Below are 15,757 nucleotides of genomic sequence, written 5' to 3'. Positions count from 1 at the left end.
CCGGCCGTTTCGCCGACCGCGTGCACGCCGCACGCGGTCGGCATGCAGCACGCGGAGATCACCGGTTATGAGCGCAGCGTCCGCAGCAGGCGACGACGATCGGCTGCCTGCGATTGGCGACTCTCAGCCCCATCACTGTCTACTTGCAGACCACTTTCTACTTGCAGGCCGATGCAGCAGCAGCCAGCAATGCGTCGCCATCGAGCGCCGGCGGCGCCCCGCTTGCCGGATAGGCGGCTGCGATCGCCTTCGCCGCGCGATCGGCGTGCGCCTGGATATACCACTGCGACGACGGCGGCAGCGAACGCCCGCGCACCGCCTGCTCAAAGCGATACTGTCCCCAATAGATCGCCAGTGGTTCTTCCAGCGCGTTGAGCGGGTTCGGCAAGCTGGCCGCACCCGGACACAGCCGCATGAAGTTGGCAGCGAGCAGGCGTTTACGCGCCGATGGTTGCCCCGCAGACAGGTGGTGACTCAATTCGTGCAACACGATCGGCGCCCAGTCCATCGAGGCCGTGCCGACGAGCGCATCCTGCTGCGAATACAGCAGCATGGTGCGTCCGCGTACCTTGGCCTGGGTGGTGTCCGGCTCCGGCCACCAGACGAATCTTGCCTGGAACACCGCAGGCTCCGGCACCGCAAAGAACACCCGCATCTGCGACGCCAACCGCGCAACGGCGGGGTTGGACAGTTCCTCGCGCAGCACGCGCGCCTGTTGCTCGAAACGGGGGGCAGCTGTGACCAGCCGCCTGGCGCGTGGAACGAAGCGGGCAAGATACGCACGCAGCATCGCCTGGTCATCTGCCGACTGCTCCGCAATGGCGGCGCTCGCTGCGGCCTCGAATTCTGCATTCCCGAGGAAATGCCGCGAGAAAGGATCCACATCACGGGTGGCCTCTGGCGCAAACACACGGTCAAGCACCTCCGGATCGTCGCCCTTTGCCAGCCCCGAGGTGCGGCGGCGGAAATCTGCATAGGCGACCAGTGCTGCGTGATCGGCCTGATCCAGCCCTCCATGGGTTTCGAAGTAATTGCGATACACGGGCACCGTAAAACCCGGCAACCAGTCCGACAGGTTATCCAGCAGGTTGAACAGATCCGTGGCTTCGCTGTAACCCACCTGCACCGGTGCCGATGGCGGCACGGGTGGCGCGGCATGCGCGGTGGCATACAGCAACGCCCAGATCAGTCCCACTGAGCCGATGCCCCGCAGCGTTGGCGGCCAGCGATCGATCCATCTGCGCATGCAAGGCTCCCGGCTGGCGAATGCGCTGATTCGAGCATGCCGCGACTTCGCCCGCCACGTGCCGTTCGTCAGGAGGCGGTGAGAGCTTCCGGCATCAGGATGCAAGCGGGGGACATCGTCGTCCATCACATTCCCGACGATTGCCCTCAAGTCCGCGGCGTGCAGGCCGACAAGGTATGCAACGTTTTGAGGAATCTCCATGGGCATCTTGATCTACCTGGTGCCTGCATTCGCGCTCTGGGCGCTGATTGCCACCGTTCTGGCGTTCGTGCGTGGGCGGCAGCTGCGCGCCGAATCCGGCCAGCTCGCCAGCACGCAGGACAGCCTGGCCCGCTACCAGGCCGCGCTCTCGCAGCTGAAGGCGCGCGCGGCCGCCAGCGCGCTGGAACTGGAATCGCTGCAGCGCAGCTATACCGTGCTCAAGCAATCGCTGGAACAGCGGGAACAGACAGCCGCCGAACAGGCGCCGGCCGCTGACAGCCAGGTGATTCCGATGGTGATGGTGCAGCGGCTGGATATCGCCAACGAAATCGGTACGTTGTTCACGCACGTCGCACGGGTGGCACGCAGCCTGCGCCGCTACAGCGCCTACAGCCGCGGCCACACGGCGCCGGAACCGGCCACGGCCCGCTACGACCTGCACTGGCTGGCCGATTGCCTGCACAGCTTCGACCAGATCGGTTATGCCTTGTTGCGCGGCAATGTCGCAGCGCTGATCACCGCCTGCCAGGACCTGCTGTCGATGTACGACCATTACCTGAAGGATGGGTCCGGCTATAACAGCCGCGATACCTTCCAGCGCCTGGGCAGCGATGTGCCGCTGTCGGATGCCACCGATGCCATCCGCTCGATCATCGTCAAGGCGACGCTCGCGCAGGATGTGCGCGATGCGGTGATGGAAGATGCGGCCGCTGCCAACGTCGGGTGATTCGGGAATCGGGAATCGGGAATCGGGAATCGGGATCGTAAGAGCGTGGATGCGGGGTCCTGTTGGGTCAACAGGTAGATGCATGTTGTTTGGCCACGATGCGATTGCCCATGAAAAAAGCGCACCGCTTGCGGTGCGCTTTTCGTTTCAGGCTTCGGGAATGGCTGGCAAGCCTCAGCTAGCGCATTCGCTCGCTGCGTGCATCACGGTGCCTTTTGCGGCAGCGCGTAGGCCACCACGGCATCACCTGCAGGCGTCTCCATGAAGTGGTGGCCGCCGGCCATGATCACCAGATACTCGCGGCCGTTGTAGGCGTACACCATCGGGTTGGCCTGGCCACCGGCCGGCAGCTTGGCATGCCACAGCTCCTTGCCGGTGGCCAGATCGATGGCGCGGATCAGGTCGTCGGTGGCTGCGGCAATGAAGATCAATCCGCCGGCCGTCACTACCGAACCGCCATTGTTCGGCGTGCCGATCTCGATCGGCAGACCCGAACGGATACCGAACGGACCATTGCCGCGCGCGCTGCCGAACGGACGGTCCCACAGCGTCTTGCCGCTGGCCAGGTCGATGGCACGGATGCCGCCATACGGTGGCTGCTTGCACAGCAGCTTGGTGAACGGCAAACGCCAGCCCGCATTGACGTTGATCGCATACGGCGTGCCGGCCTGCGGATCGCCCGCGCCTTCTGCGCCCCCCGTATCGCCACGCACCTCATCGCGCGGCGCCCAGCCCAGCTTGTCGGCCTTGGCGCGCGGCACCAGCAGGTTGTAGTTGGGCATGTCGTTGTAGTTGGCCACGATCACGCCGCGCTGCGGATCCACCGACACGCTGCCCCAGTCCGAACCGCCGTTGTAACCGGGATATTCGATCGAATGGCGGTCGGCTTCCGGCGGCGTGTAGATGCCCTTGTAGCTGGCCTTGCGGAACTGGATGCGGCAGACCAGCTGATCGATCGGCGTCATCCCCCACATGTCGCGCTCGGTCAGATCCGGCTTGCGCAGCGTGTGGTACAGCGAAAATGGCTGGGTCCTGGCACGCATCTGCGGCTCCACGCCGCCACCCGGTACTGCACGTTCCTCCACGCCCACCAGCGGCTTGCCGGTGCGCCGGTCCAGCACGTACAACTCGCCCTGCTTGCTCGGCAACAACACCGCCGGCACGTTGACGCCGTCCTTGGGGAAGTCGATCAGGCTTGGCTGCGAACCCAGGTCGTAATCCCAGGTATCGATATGCGTGGTCTGGAAATTCCATACCGGCTTGCCGGTGATGACATCCAGCGCCACCAGCGAGGTCGCATAGCGATTCTCCTGCGGCGTGCGCGAGCTGCTCCAGTAATCGGCGGTGGAGTTGCCCATCGGCAGATACACATAGCCCAGCTGTTCATCGGCCGCGGCGGTGGTCCACATGTTCGGCGTGCCACGCGTCCAGGTCTGGCCCGGCGGCGGTGCGCCGTTCCAGTCCGGATGGGTCATGTCCCAGGCCCAGCGCAATTGGCCGGTCACCGCATCGAAACCCTCGATCACACCGGACGGCTCGTAACGCTTCTGCCCGTCCAGCACCTGATGGCCGGTGACCACCACCCCGCGCACGATGGCAGGCGGCGAATTGATCGACACATACCCCGGCGGCGTCTGCCCCATGCCGGCGGTGATAGCGACCTGGCCGTTGTTGCCGAAATCCGTACACGGCTTGCCGCTACGCGCATCCAGCGCGATCAGGCGGCCGTCCAGCGTGCCTTCGATGATGCGCGTGCGGCACAGCGCCGAGGCATCGGCCGCCGCCGCTGCGGCGGCACCGTTGGCCGCCGCCGGCACCTGGTAGTACGACACGCCACGGCAGGCGGCCGTATACGGAATCGCCTCGTCCTTGACCTTGGGATCGTAGCGCCAACGCTCCTTGCCGCTGGCGGCATCCAGCGCGATCACTTGGTTGCGCGCCGTGCACAGGTACAGGCTGTCGCCCACCTTCAGCGGCGTGGTTTCCGCACCCCAGCGCTTGCTCGGCAGGTCGCCGGTGTGGAAGACCCAGGCCTGCGTCAGCTGCGCCACGTTGTCGCGGTTGATCTGCTGCAGCGGCGAATAGCGCTGCCCGGCCTGGCTGCGTCCGTACGCGGCCCAGTCGTCGTCGGCAGGTGCATTGGCCGGTTGCCCATCAGAGGCTGCAGGCGATGCAGACGCACTGCGCTTGACCAGGCCCGCAGCCATGCCGGCAGCATGTGCCAGCACACCATCGGCCTCGGTCACTCCAAACGGCACGAAGGCGAGCGCGAAGGCCACCACGAACACCGCTGCCAGGACGCCGGCCACGCTGCGCGACACCGCGCGCGACACCGGGCGCTCCAGCTTCGGCAGCAGCAGCGCCAGCACGAACGCCAGGCCGACGATCAAGCCCAGCCGCGGCACCCAGCGCCAGTAGTCGCTGCCCGATTCCCACCATGTCCACAGCAGTGACGCCGCCACCACGGCGGCAAACCACCACGCGCCCGCATTGCGACCGCGAAACAGCAATACGCCGGCGATCAGCAAGGCCGCGCCTGCAGGCGCGTAATACCAGGAGCCGCCCAGCGCGGCCAGCCACACGCCGCCTGTCAGCAGCACGGTGCCCAGCACTCCAATCACGCCTCCCAACGTCGCCAGCGCCCAGTGGCCGCGACGGGAAGGACGATGCAATGTCGTCATCAGTTGTTCCTCTTCGATCTGCGGCGACGCAACGCCGCCGCACCACCAACAACCTTCGACCCGCCACGGTGAAAAAGCCGCGTTCTTTGCGACCGGCGTCGAAAAACACTGCGTTGCAGATGTCACCGCGTGCAATAAAAAACGCCGGCTGTGCGCCGGCGTTTTTCTTCAAGAGCGTTGCTCGCCTGCTGCGATCACGCTTCGGTCGGTGGCAGCTCGCCTGTGCTGGCTGCCGGTACGCCCGCTGCATCGTCCAGCACATCCTCGGCCTCCTCCAGCGAGGCATCCAGGCGTTCGACCGCCTGCAGCTTTTCGCCCTTGGACAAGCGGATCAAGGTCACGCCCTGGGTATTGCGACCCACGCGCGAGATCTCCGAACCGCGGGTGCGCACCAGGGTGCCGCCATCGGAAATCAGCAGCACTTCGTCGGTGGCGCCCAGCAGCACCGCACGCACCAGCTTGCCGTTGCGTTCGGTGGTCTGGATGCCGATCACGCCCTGCGTGCCGCGCCCCTTGCGCGGGTACTCGGTCAGCGGGGTGCGCTTGCCGTAGCCGTTCTCGGTGGCAGTGAGGATGTAGGCCATGTCGTCGCTTTCGGCGCCGTCGATCACCTCTGCCTCGACGCCGTCCGTGCTTTCCACCACGTCCTCGACACCCTCGTCCTCGACATCGCCTTCGATGCCGCCGGCACGCTCGGCCACGATCAGGCTGACCACCTCTTCGCCCTTGGTCAGGCGGATGCCGCGCACGCCGGTGGCGGTACGGCCCATCGAGCGCACCGTGGATTCGCCGAAGCGCACGGTCTTGCCGTTGGAGGCGAACAGCAGCACGTCGCGATCGCCATCGGTCAAGGCCACGCCGACCAGCGCATCGCCCTCGTCGAGGTTGATGGCGATCTTGCCGCGTGCCAGACGGAACGCGAATTCGCTCAACGGGGTCTTCTTGACCGTGCCGTTGCGCGTGGCGAAGAACACATAGCGGTTGTCGGCGTACTCGCGCACCGGCAGCACTGCCTGCACCCGCTCGCCCGGTTCCAGCGGAATCCAGTTGATGATCGGACGACCACGCGCATTGGAGCCGGCCTCCGGCAACTGGTACACCGGCAGCCAGAACACCTTGCCGCTGCTGGTGAAGGTCAGCAGCGTGTCGTGCGTGTTGACCAGCCACAGCTGGTCGATGAAATCCTCTTCCTTGGTCGCCGCCGCAGACCGGCCACGGCCGCCACGGCGCTGCGCACGATACGCGCTCACCGGCTGGCGCTTGGCATAGCCGGCGTGCGAGAGCGTCACCACCACGTCTTCCGGCGAAATCAGGTCCAGGATGTCCAGATCTTCTTCGCTGTGACGGATCTCGGTGCGGCGTTCGTCGCCGTACTCTTCGCGGATGTTGATCAGCTCGTCGCGGATCACCTGCAGCAGCACGTCCGGGTTTTCCAGGATGCGGATCAGGCCCTGGATGACCTCGAGCAACTGCTTGTATTCGTCGGTCAGCTTCTCCTGCTCCAACCCGGTCAGGCGATGCAGACGCATTTCCAGGATCTGCGAGGCCTGCACTTCACTGAGCTGGTACAAGCCGTTGGCCAGGCCCACGCCCGGCGCCAGGTCTTCCGGCTTGGAGGCTTCGGCACCGGCAGCGCCCAGCAGCGCGCCCACCAGACCCGGTTCCCAGGTCTTGGCCAGCATGCGCTCGCGCGCTTCCTGCGGATTGGCCGAGGTCTTGATCAGCTCGATCATCTCGTCGATGTTGGCCAACGCGACGGTCAGGCCTTCCAGCACATGCGCACGCGCACGCGCCTTGCGCAGTTCATAGATGGTGCGGCGGGTCACCACTTCGCGGCGGTGGCGAATGAACGCCTGCAGCATCTGCTTGAGGTTCATCAACTGCGGGCGGCCATCGATCAGCGCCACCATGTTGATGCCGAACACCGACTCCATCTGGGTCTGCTGATACAGGTTGTTGAGCACAACCTCGGCCGACTCGCCGCGCTTGACCTCGATGTAGATGCGCATGCCGTCCTTGTCGGACTCGTCGCGCAGCTCGCTGATGCCTTCGAGCTTCTTTTCCTTGACCAGCTCGGCGATCTTCTCGATCAACCGCGCCTTGTTCACCTGATACGGAATCTCGGTGACGATGATCGCTTCACGGCCATTGTCGGCCACTTCCACGTCGGCCTTGGCGCGCATGCGCACGCGGCCACGGCCGGTGCGGTAACCGGCAGCGATGCCGGCGGTGCCGTTGATGATGCCGGCGGTGGGGAAATCCGGGCCGGGGATGTACTCCATCAGGCCTTCGACATCCAGTTCCGGCGTGTCGATCAAGGCGATGCAGGCGTTGATCGCCTCGGTCAGGTTGTGCGGCGGGATATTGGTGGCCATGCCCACCGCGATACCGGCCGAGCCATTGACCAGCAAGCTCGGGAACCGGGTCGGCATGACCGTCGGTTCCAGTTCCTTTTCGTCGTAATTGGGCTGGAAATCGACGGTTTCCTTGTCGATGTCGGCCATCAGCTCATGCGCCAGCCGCGACATGCGCGACTCGGTGTAACGCATCGCCGCGGCGGAGTCGCCGTCGACCGAACCGAAGTTACCCTGGCCGTCCACCATCATGTAGCGCAGCGAGAACGGCTGCGCCATGCGCACCAGCGTGTCGTACACCGACTGGTCGCCGTGCGGATGGTACTTACCGATGACGTCGCCGACGATACGCGCCGACTTGAAGTAGGCCTTGTTGCTGTGAGCGCCCAGCTCGTGCATGGCGTACAGGACGCGGCGGTGCACGGGTTTGAGGCCATCACGGGCATCGGGGAGTGCGCGGCCCACGATCACGCTCATCGCGTAATCGAGATAGCTCTTGCGCATCTCGTCTTCCAGATTGACCTGGATGATTTCCTTGGCGGTTTCTGCCATTCGGGTTCCGTAAGTGAGGTGGCGGGCCAGCCGGAAAGCCGCGTCGGGGGCGCCTTGGTCACAGGCTGCCGACCCCACGCTCCCGCCGATCGATTCAAGCCCCGGATTGTATCACGAAGGGGCACCACGATGCCGCCGGTTTACCGGCCAGAAACAAGCACTTGCAGGATTTTGACGGGACGATGCGGCGATAGCGCGCCGCACTGGCCTCAGCCGCCGAACGCCGCCTGCATGCGCGCCGGGTCCGGCTGCACGATCACCCCGCGTTCGGTGACGATCGCATCGATCAGGCTGCCGGGGGTGACATCGAACACCGGATTCCAGGCATGGATGCCATCGGCCACGGTGCGCACGCCGCCGACCCCGAACAACTCGCCCGGATCGCGCTGCTCGATCTCGATCTGCTCGCCGCTGGCGGTGTCCATGTCGACCGTGGACGACGGCGCCACCACCATGAACTTGACGCCGTGGTGGCGCGCGGCGATCGCCAGCTGGTAGGTGCCGATCTTGTTGGCGGTATCGCCATTGGCGCAGATGCGGTCGGCGCCGACGATGACCCACTGCACCAGCCCGGACTTCATCAGATGCGAGGCGGCCGAATCGGCGATCAGGGTCGCGTCGATGCCGTCCTGCTGCAGCTCCCACACGGTCAGGCGCGCGCCCTGCAACCACGGCCGGGTCTCGCCGGCAAACACCTTGGCGATGCGCTGCTGCGCCACGCCGGCGCGAATCACGCCCAGCGCGGTCCCGAAACCGGCGGTGGCCAGCGAACCGGTATTGCAGTGGGTCAGCACGCCGCTGCCGGTGTCGATCAACGCCGCACCAAGCGCGCCCATCTGCCGATTGGCCGCCAGGTCTTCATCGGCGATGGCCTGCGCCTCGCGCGCGATCACCTCGCGCCAGTCGGCGCCGGCAGCGCCCAGCACGCGACGCATGCGCATCAGCGCCCAGGCCAGATTGACCGCGGTCGGACGCGCGGCATTGAGCCGCAACAGCGCCGGTTCGAGTTTCTGCAAGGCCGCACTACCGTCCTCGGCAGCGATGTCGCGCGCCGCCAGTACCACGCCCCACCCGGCCGCGATGCCGATCGCCGGCGCTCCGCGCACGGCCAGCGAATGGATCGCCTCGGCCACGGCGTCGCTGGTGTCGCAACGCACATGCTCGACCACGAACGGCAGCTTGCGTTGGTCGAGCAGTTCCAGGGCATCGCCGGTCCACAGCAGTGGGCGGATATGGTCGTAGCGGGCGTAGTCGATATGGGCGCTGTCGTTCATGCGGACATTGTAAGTCATGCCCTGCCTGCAACCACGCACGGCCACCGTCGTGACTGGTCCTTGCCCGCTCACCGTCGCGGGACCTAACGCGGCATGGATGCCGCGTGCGCCCACACGGACGTATTTGCGGAGTGTCCTGCGATTGTGGGCGGGCGGGCCCTGCAGCAAACTGACAGCGTCGAGGGCGCGGTGCCCTCACCGCTCGCGGGACACGCCGTAAACCCATCCCTGGGGGCTCGGTGGCGGCATCCATGCCGCCACACGGTCCCGCAACCGGCAAGGGCACCGCACCAGACAGGTGGTCGGCGCTCATCTGAAAAGCCGTCTGTCGTGCGGTATGCATCAGACGTGGAACCGTTGCTCATGATCAAACGAGGCGCTTCCAGCACTGCTCTTCCCATGCACACCGACCATCTCGACTGGTCCTTGCCCGCTCACCGTCGCGGGACCCTGAGCGGCATGGATGCCGCGCCGGAGCCTACATGGACGTACTTGCGGCGTGTCCTGCGAGGGTGGGCGGGCAAGGGCCCTGCAGCAGGCCCGCAGCGTCGAGAGCGCGGTGCCCTCACCGCTCGCGGGACACGCCGTAAACCCATCCCCGGGGGCTCAGTGGCGGCATCCATGCGCCACACGGTCCCGCAACCGGCAAGAACACCGCGCCAGACAGGTGGTCGGCGCTCATCTGAAAAGCTGTCTGTCGTGCGGTATGCATCAGACCTGGGGCCGATGCTTCATGATCGGACGAGGCGCATTCAGCTCTGCTCTCCAATGCACACCGACCCTCTCGACCGGTCCTTGCCCGCTCACCGTCGCGGGACCCTGAGCGGCATGGATGCCGCGCCGGAGCCTACATGGACGTACTTGCGGCGTGTCCTGCGATGGTGGGCGGGCAAGAGTCCTGCGGCCAAGCCGCAGATCGTCCGCGCTACAGCCGGTAAATCCGCAACCCGCTCAATCCTCTCAAGACAACCGAGGGCTTGAGTTGTTGATCCATTCTCTCAGTCGACGATGAACTCGGCGCGGCAGCCATCGTTGACCCAGACGCCGTCGCGGCTCCAGCCCCAGGTCTGGCCTTCCACGCATTCCTTTTTGGAGAGCTGCCGGCCCACACGCACCCGGCGCTCCACCGAGACGCCGCAGGTGCGACGTGCACCCTTTTTCGATTCGCAGGTCACCATGCGCGGCACTGCCACGAAGCCGGAACCGTCCTCGGCAGCGACTTCGAATTCGCCATCGCAGCCGCGCGAAACCCAGATTTCGTTACGGCGCGCGCCCCAGCTGCGGCCTTCCTTGCACGGCCAGACAGAGCGCTGGCGCAGCAAGCGTACCGGCGCACCACGCAGCACCACCGGGCAGACCACCTTGCCGCCGTTGGAATCGCAGCGCACCACGCGGCGCATCTGCGGGGCCTGCGACGCGCGCGCGCTGGCAAACTCCGCACGGCAGCCCTGTTCGACCCACACGCCATCGCGTTCGACATCCCACTCGCTGCCGCGGATACAGCTGGTTTCGGACAGCTGGCGCACCAGTTGCACGCCATGTTCGGTATCCATCGCGCAATGCACGCGTGCCATGTCCTTGGACTCGCAGCGCACCACGCCGGAGACGCGATCGACCGCGCGCGCATCGGCGAGCATCAGCAGCGGCACGCACCACAAACCGCATAAGCTGATCAGCCACTTCATGCCGACAATCCTCACCCAAACACACTCTGCGCCGCGCCCCCCGTGGACGCCACGATGAGAGCATCATCGATGTGAAGATAGCAATACGGGGGACATGACAGCGGGATGGCAGCGGGGCGCACCGTGCGCGACGATGCCACGCAGTGGCCGGTGCGGGCCTTGCCGGGGTCAGGCGCGGGCGAACGCGAAGGCCAGCACATCGGCAATCTGCGTGGTGTCGCGCATGGCCATCAACAGCCGGTCCACGCCGACCGCCACGCCGGCGCAGTCGGGCAGTTGCGACAGCACTGCCAGCAGCCGCTCATCCACCGGCAGCTGCGGCAATCCGCGCGCCGCACGCACCGCGTTATCGCGCATGAAGCGCGCACGCTGCTCCTGTGCATCGTTGAGCTCGTGGTACCCGTTGGCCACCTCGTAGGCGCCCAGATACAGCTCGAAGCGCTCGGCCACCGGCGGATCGTCATGGCGGATGCGCGCCAACGCGCACTGGCTGGCCGGCCAGTCGTGCACCACGGTCAGCGTGTCGCTGGCAAAGCCCGGCTGGAGCCGATGGGTCATCAGTAGATCCAGCCAATCGTCGCGGGTCAGGCCCTGTGGATCGATCGCGACATCGTGCAGCGGTGCACGCAGCGTTTCGATCGGGTCGCGCAACGGGTCGATGCCCAGTGCCTGCACGAACAGCGCGCGATAGCTCAGTACCTGCACCTGCGCCTGGCGCCCGACCAGCGCAAGCGCGCGGCGCACCAGCGTGACGGTTTCCTGCGCCAGGGCGCGATCGTCCCAACCCACCCGGTACCACTCGAGCATGCTGAACTCGGGATTGTGGCGGCCGCCGGCCTCGCCATTGCGGAACACCCGCCCCAGCTCGTAGCAATCGCCCACCCCGGCCGCCAGCAGCCGCTTGAGCGGATATTCCGGCGAGGTGCGCAACCAGCGCACCGGCGCGCCGGCATCGACATGGCCGCTGAAGCGCGTGCTGAAACTGTCGATATTCGGCTCGGTGTTGCCGGCCTCCGACAGCACCGGCGTCTCCACTTCCAGCACGTCGCGCTCGGCGAAGAAAGCGCGGATCAGCGCGTTGAGCCGCGCGCGCAACCGCAACGCGTCCAGATCGACCTGCGTCGCAGTCATGGTTGCTGGCCGTGCTCGCCGAGGAAGGCCAGCAAGCGCACCTCGTCCCAGATCTCCACGCCCAACGACTGCGCCTTGTCCAGCTTTGAGCCGGCTTCTTCGCCGGCCACCAGAAACGCGGTTTTCTTGGAGACGCTGCCGGCGACCTTGGCACCCAGCGCTTCCAGCCGTTGCTTGGCCGCATCGCGGGTGAGCGCGGCCAGGGTCCCGGTGATCACCACGGTCTGGCCGTCGAGCGGGCCGGTTTGCAGCGCGTCGGCGTCGGGCAGACGCGACAGCACCGTTTCCATCGCCTGCTGCGCAGCGCTTGCCAAGGCCGCATTTTCCGGCCGCTCCAGCCATTGCAGCAGCGACGCCACCACCGGCGCGGGAACGCCGGCCTGCAACAAGGCATCGGACCCGGCGCTGCGCAGCGCATCGAAGGAGGCCACCGCGGCAGCCAGCTGCTGCGCACGCACCGGCGTCACCTTGGGGATATCCATGTCCTGCAGCACGCTGGCAAAGCTCAGCGCCTCGCGCAGTTTAGGTGATGGCGGATGCGCATCGCCGATGCGCACGCCACGTTGCAGCAGGTCGTCGATGGCCTGCTGATTGCCGGGCTGGTCGAAGAAGTGCCCGAGCGAGCGCGCCACCTCGCCACCGATGTCGGGCACGCGCTTGAACAGCGGCCACGGCAGATGGCGGATCAGCTCCAGATCGCCGAACCACGCCGACAAGGCCTTGGCGGTGCTCTCGCCGACATGCTCGATGCCGAGCGCAAACAGGAAACGCTCCAGCGTGGTATCGCGCGATTGCTCGATCGCCTCGATCAGGTTTTCCGCCCACTTGGTGGCGATCTTCTTGCGGTTCCAGTCGAACGCCGGCAGCCCGGCGCGCAACAGATCCGCCTGCCAGGTGTGCGGCGCCTCGCGCTCGCCGGCCAGGTCCACACCGATGCCGACCACGGTATTTTCCAGCTGGCCGTACGCACCGCTGGCCAGATGCTCGCGCGCCTCGCGCAGGAACGCGTGCGGGCTTTCGGCGGTGCTGATCATGCGCAATTGCAGCAGCTGGTCCACGTTGAGCAGATACAGATCGGCCACGCCCTGCACCACGCCGCTATCGACCAGCACCTCGATGAATTTTTCGCCCAGGCCATCGACATCCATCGCGCGGCGCGAGACGAAATGCCGGAACGCTTCCTTGCGCTGCGCCGGGCAGGTCAGCTCGCCGGAGCAGCGCCACACCGCCTCGCCTTCCTCGCGCACGATCTCCGACCCGCAGACCGGGCAGTGCGTGGGCATCTGCCATGGCTGGGTGCCGGGCGGCCGTTGCTCGGCAACCACGCCGGCCACTTCGGGAATCACATCGCCGGCACGCCGCACGATCACCGTATCGCCCACGCGTACATCCAGCCGCGCGATCTGGTCGGCGTTGTGCAGCGTGGCGTTGGTAACGACCACCCCGGCCACGTGCACCGGCTTGAGCCGCGCCACCGGCGTGGCCGCACCGGTACGGCCGATCTGGATCTCGATCGCCTCCACCGTGGTGGACTGCTCCTGCGCCGGGAACTTGTGCGCGATCGCCCAGCGTGGCGCACGCGAGACAAATCCCATCTCGCGCTGCCCGGCCAGATCGTCGAGTTTGTAGACCACGCCATCGATATCGAAGGGCAAGCCGTCGCGCGCCTCACCGATGCGTTGGTAGTACGCCAACAGGCCGTCGCTGCCCTGCACCACCTCGACCAGGGCGCTGACCGGGAAACCCCATGCGCGCAACTGCGCCAGGATCGCCGAATGCGTCTGCGGCAACGCACCTTCACTCACTTCGCCCACGCCATACGCAAAGAAACTCAGCGGGCGCTGCGCAGTGATGCGCGCATCCAACTGACGCAGCGAGCCGGCAGCGCCATTGCGCGGATTGGCCAGCACCTTGCCGCCCTGCAGGCGCATCTGCGCGTTGTAGGTCTCGAAGGCGGCGCGCGGCATGTACACCTCGCCGCGCACCTCCAGTACCTGCGGCCAGCCTTCGCCACGCAGGCGCAGCGGAATCGCCTTGACGGTGCGCAGATTGGCGCTGACATCCTCACCGGTGGCGCCGTCGCCCCGCGTTGCGCCCTGCACGAACTCGCCGTTTTCGTAGCGCAGGCTGATCGCCAGGCCATCGAGCTTGGGCTCGGCCGAGAACAGCGGCTGCTTCACCTCCAGCCGCTCGCTAATACGCCGTACGAACTCGGTCACTTCCTCGTCGCTGAAGGCATTGCCCAACGACAGCATCGGCAGGGCATGCCGCACCTCGGCAAAGCGCGACGCGGCCAGGTGGCCGACGCGCTGGGTCGGCGAATCGGCGCTGGCCAGCTCCGGGTGCGCAGCCTCCAGGGCTTCCAGTTCACGCATCAGGCGGTCGTAGTCGACGTCGGCCATCTGCGGCTCGTCGAGCACGTGATAGCGGTAGTTGGCGTCCTCGATACGATGACGCAGGGCGTCGATGCGCTGAGCGGGATCCGGGCTGACAGTCATACGATCGCTGGGCTGGCTCTGGGCCGCCCATTCTAACGGGCCGTGCCGGTGTGCAAGTGCTGCCCGACCGCCGACCAAACCGCGCGACAGCGAGCCCGGCAGCGATTTCCCGATAGGCAGACAGGCACAAACCCGCTAGCGTGGCGCCCTCTTTGCCTGCTCGCCTGGAGCTCACCGTGCCGTTGCCCGTCTCGCGCCGTTCGTTTCTCAGCCTTGCCAGCGTTGGCGTGGCGATCTCCGCACTGGGACTGGCACCGGCAGCCGAGGCAGCCCGCAAGCGTGCCGCTGCGCCGGCCAAGCCCGGTGTGGCTCCGGCAACGGGCGCGGTGTCTCTCAATCTCAACGAGCATCCGCTCGGCCCCTCGCCCGCCGCACTGGACGCGGCAACGCGCTCGCTGGCACGTGCAGGCCGCTATCAGTTCGAGATGGAGCAGGACCTGCGCAACCTGATGACCGGCGAGCTGCAACTGCCCGGCGACCATCTGGCGTTCTTTCCCGGCTCCAGGGACGCACTGCTGCGTGCCGGCAGCCTGTTCACCTCGGCACGTGCCGGGCTGGTGGTAGCCGACCCGAGCTTCGACCCGATCATCGACAGCGCCACCGCCCGCGGCGTGCCGGTACGCAAGGTGCCGCTGCGGGCCGATGGCGCGCACGACGTCAAGGCGATGGCCAAGGCCGACCCGTCCGCCGGCCTGATCTACCTGTGCAACCCCGGCAACGCCAGCGGCGCCATCACCCCGCGCGCCGACATCGAGTGGCTGCTGGCCAACAAGCCGGCCAGCGCAGTGCTGGTGGTCGACGAGGCGTACATCCACTACAGCAACGAGCCGTCCATGGCGGACCTGGTGCGCCAGCGCCAGGACCTGATCGTGCTGCGCAGCTTCTCCAAGCTCTACGGCATGGCTGGCCTGCGCCTGGGCGCCGCGCTGGCGCCGCCGGGGCTGCAGACCAAGCTCGCCAGCCTGGGCAGCAACCCGTTGTCGGTACCGGCAATGGCCGCCGGCATCGCCAGCCTGCGCGACCCGCAGCTGGTGCAGACCCGCCGCGCGGAGAACGCCCGCGTGCGCGACGACACCATCGCCTGGCTCAAGAGCAAGGGCTACACCTGCCTGCCCACGCAGGCCAATTGCTTCCTGCTCGACGTCAAGCGCGACGCCGGCGTGTTCGCCGACTCGATGCAGAAACAGGGCGTCATCGTCGGCCGCAGCTGGCCGATCTGGCCCAAGCGTGTGCGTGTGAGCGTCGGCACCGAAGCGGAGATGCTGCGCTTTCGCGAGGCGTTTACCAAGGCCAAGCGCTGATCGCCAAGCACAGAGTGGCCATCCCTTCCCCTCTCGGGAGAAGGTGCCCCGAAAGGGCGGACGAGGGTGCGCCTCGGAGATCTGCCAACACCTGCAATGACAAACGC

Annotated in this window: 9 protein-coding genes; 2 read left to right on the top strand and 7 right to left on the bottom strand. The window is 66.6% G+C overall.

The window, feature by feature from the left end:
- Window positions 1–157: 157 nt before the first annotated feature.
- Window positions 158–1,447 carry a hypothetical protein gene (locus tag CPBF1521_RS08335; protein ID WP_235858414.1) on the bottom strand — a complete coding sequence of 430 codons (1,290 nt, stop codon included), beginning with the start codon at window positions 1,445–1,447 and terminating at the stop codon, window positions 158–160.
- Here CPBF1521_RS08335 and CPBF1521_RS08330 point away from each other — a divergent pair.
- Window positions 1,446–2,174 (top strand): hypothetical protein, encoded by a 729-nt coding sequence (locus CPBF1521_RS08330; protein WP_104582817.1) that lies wholly within the window; start codon window positions 1,446–1,448, stop codon window positions 2,172–2,174. The two genes, CPBF1521_RS08335 and CPBF1521_RS08330, sit on opposite strands and share 2 nt — an antisense overlap.
- Window positions 2,175–2,377: 203 nt before the next feature.
- On the opposite strand, the gene CPBF1521_RS08325 is transcribed toward CPBF1521_RS08330, so the two are convergent.
- From CPBF1521_RS08325 to ligA, 6 genes are all read right to left on the bottom strand, one after another.
- Complete coding sequence (locus CPBF1521_RS08325) at window positions 2,378–4,855, bottom strand: membrane-bound PQQ-dependent dehydrogenase, glucose/quinate/shikimate family (protein WP_115676692.1); 2,478 nt, start codon at window positions 4,853–4,855, stop codon at window positions 2,378–2,380.
- 194 nt (window positions 4,856–5,049) lie between these two features.
- Window positions 5,050–7,761, bottom strand: a complete 2,712-nt coding sequence (gene gyrA / locus CPBF1521_RS08320; RefSeq protein ID WP_115676691.1) for a DNA gyrase subunit A — start codon at window positions 7,759–7,761, stop codon at window positions 5,050–5,052.
- A 209-nt stretch (window positions 7,762–7,970) separates the two neighbouring features.
- Window positions 7,971–9,035: an S-methyl-5-thioribose-1-phosphate isomerase gene (gene mtnA, locus CPBF1521_RS08315; RefSeq protein WP_104582814.1), complete on the bottom strand. Its 1,065-nt coding sequence runs from the start codon at window positions 9,033–9,035 to the stop codon at window positions 7,971–7,973.
- A 998-nt stretch (window positions 9,036–10,033) separates the two neighbouring features.
- A complete protein-coding gene (locus CPBF1521_RS08305; RefSeq protein WP_115676690.1) occupies window positions 10,034–10,720 on the bottom strand; it encodes a DUF3011 domain-containing protein in 687 nt (228 codons plus the stop codon).
- A gap of 168 nt (window positions 10,721–10,888) precedes the next feature.
- Complete coding sequence (gene epmA, locus CPBF1521_RS08300) at window positions 10,889–11,851, bottom strand: EF-P lysine aminoacylase EpmA (RefSeq protein ID WP_115676689.1); 963 nt, start codon at window positions 11,849–11,851, stop codon at window positions 10,889–10,891.
- A complete protein-coding gene (ligA, locus tag CPBF1521_RS08295) occupies window positions 11,848–14,349 on the bottom strand; it encodes an NAD-dependent DNA ligase LigA (protein ID WP_115676688.1) in 2,502 nt (833 codons plus the stop codon). The genes epmA and ligA overlap by 4 nt, the downstream gene beginning before the upstream one ends.
- Window positions 14,350–14,525: 176 nt before the next feature.
- Between ligA and CPBF1521_RS08290 the strand changes: the two genes are divergently transcribed.
- The gene (locus CPBF1521_RS08290) at window positions 14,526–15,650 is read left to right on the top strand and encodes a pyridoxal phosphate-dependent aminotransferase (protein ID WP_115677071.1); all 1,125 of its coding nucleotides are present in this window, start codon (window positions 14,526–14,528) and stop codon (window positions 15,648–15,650) included.
- The last annotated feature ends 107 nt before the right edge of the window (window positions 15,651–15,757 follow it).

This window comes from Xanthomonas euroxanthea (assembly GCF_900476395.1).
Classification (GTDB): Bacteria; Pseudomonadota; Gammaproteobacteria; order Xanthomonadales; family Xanthomonadaceae; genus Xanthomonas; species Xanthomonas euroxanthea.
Note: the sequence above shows the minus strand (reverse complement) of the source record. Positions and strands in the feature narration are given on the sequence as shown.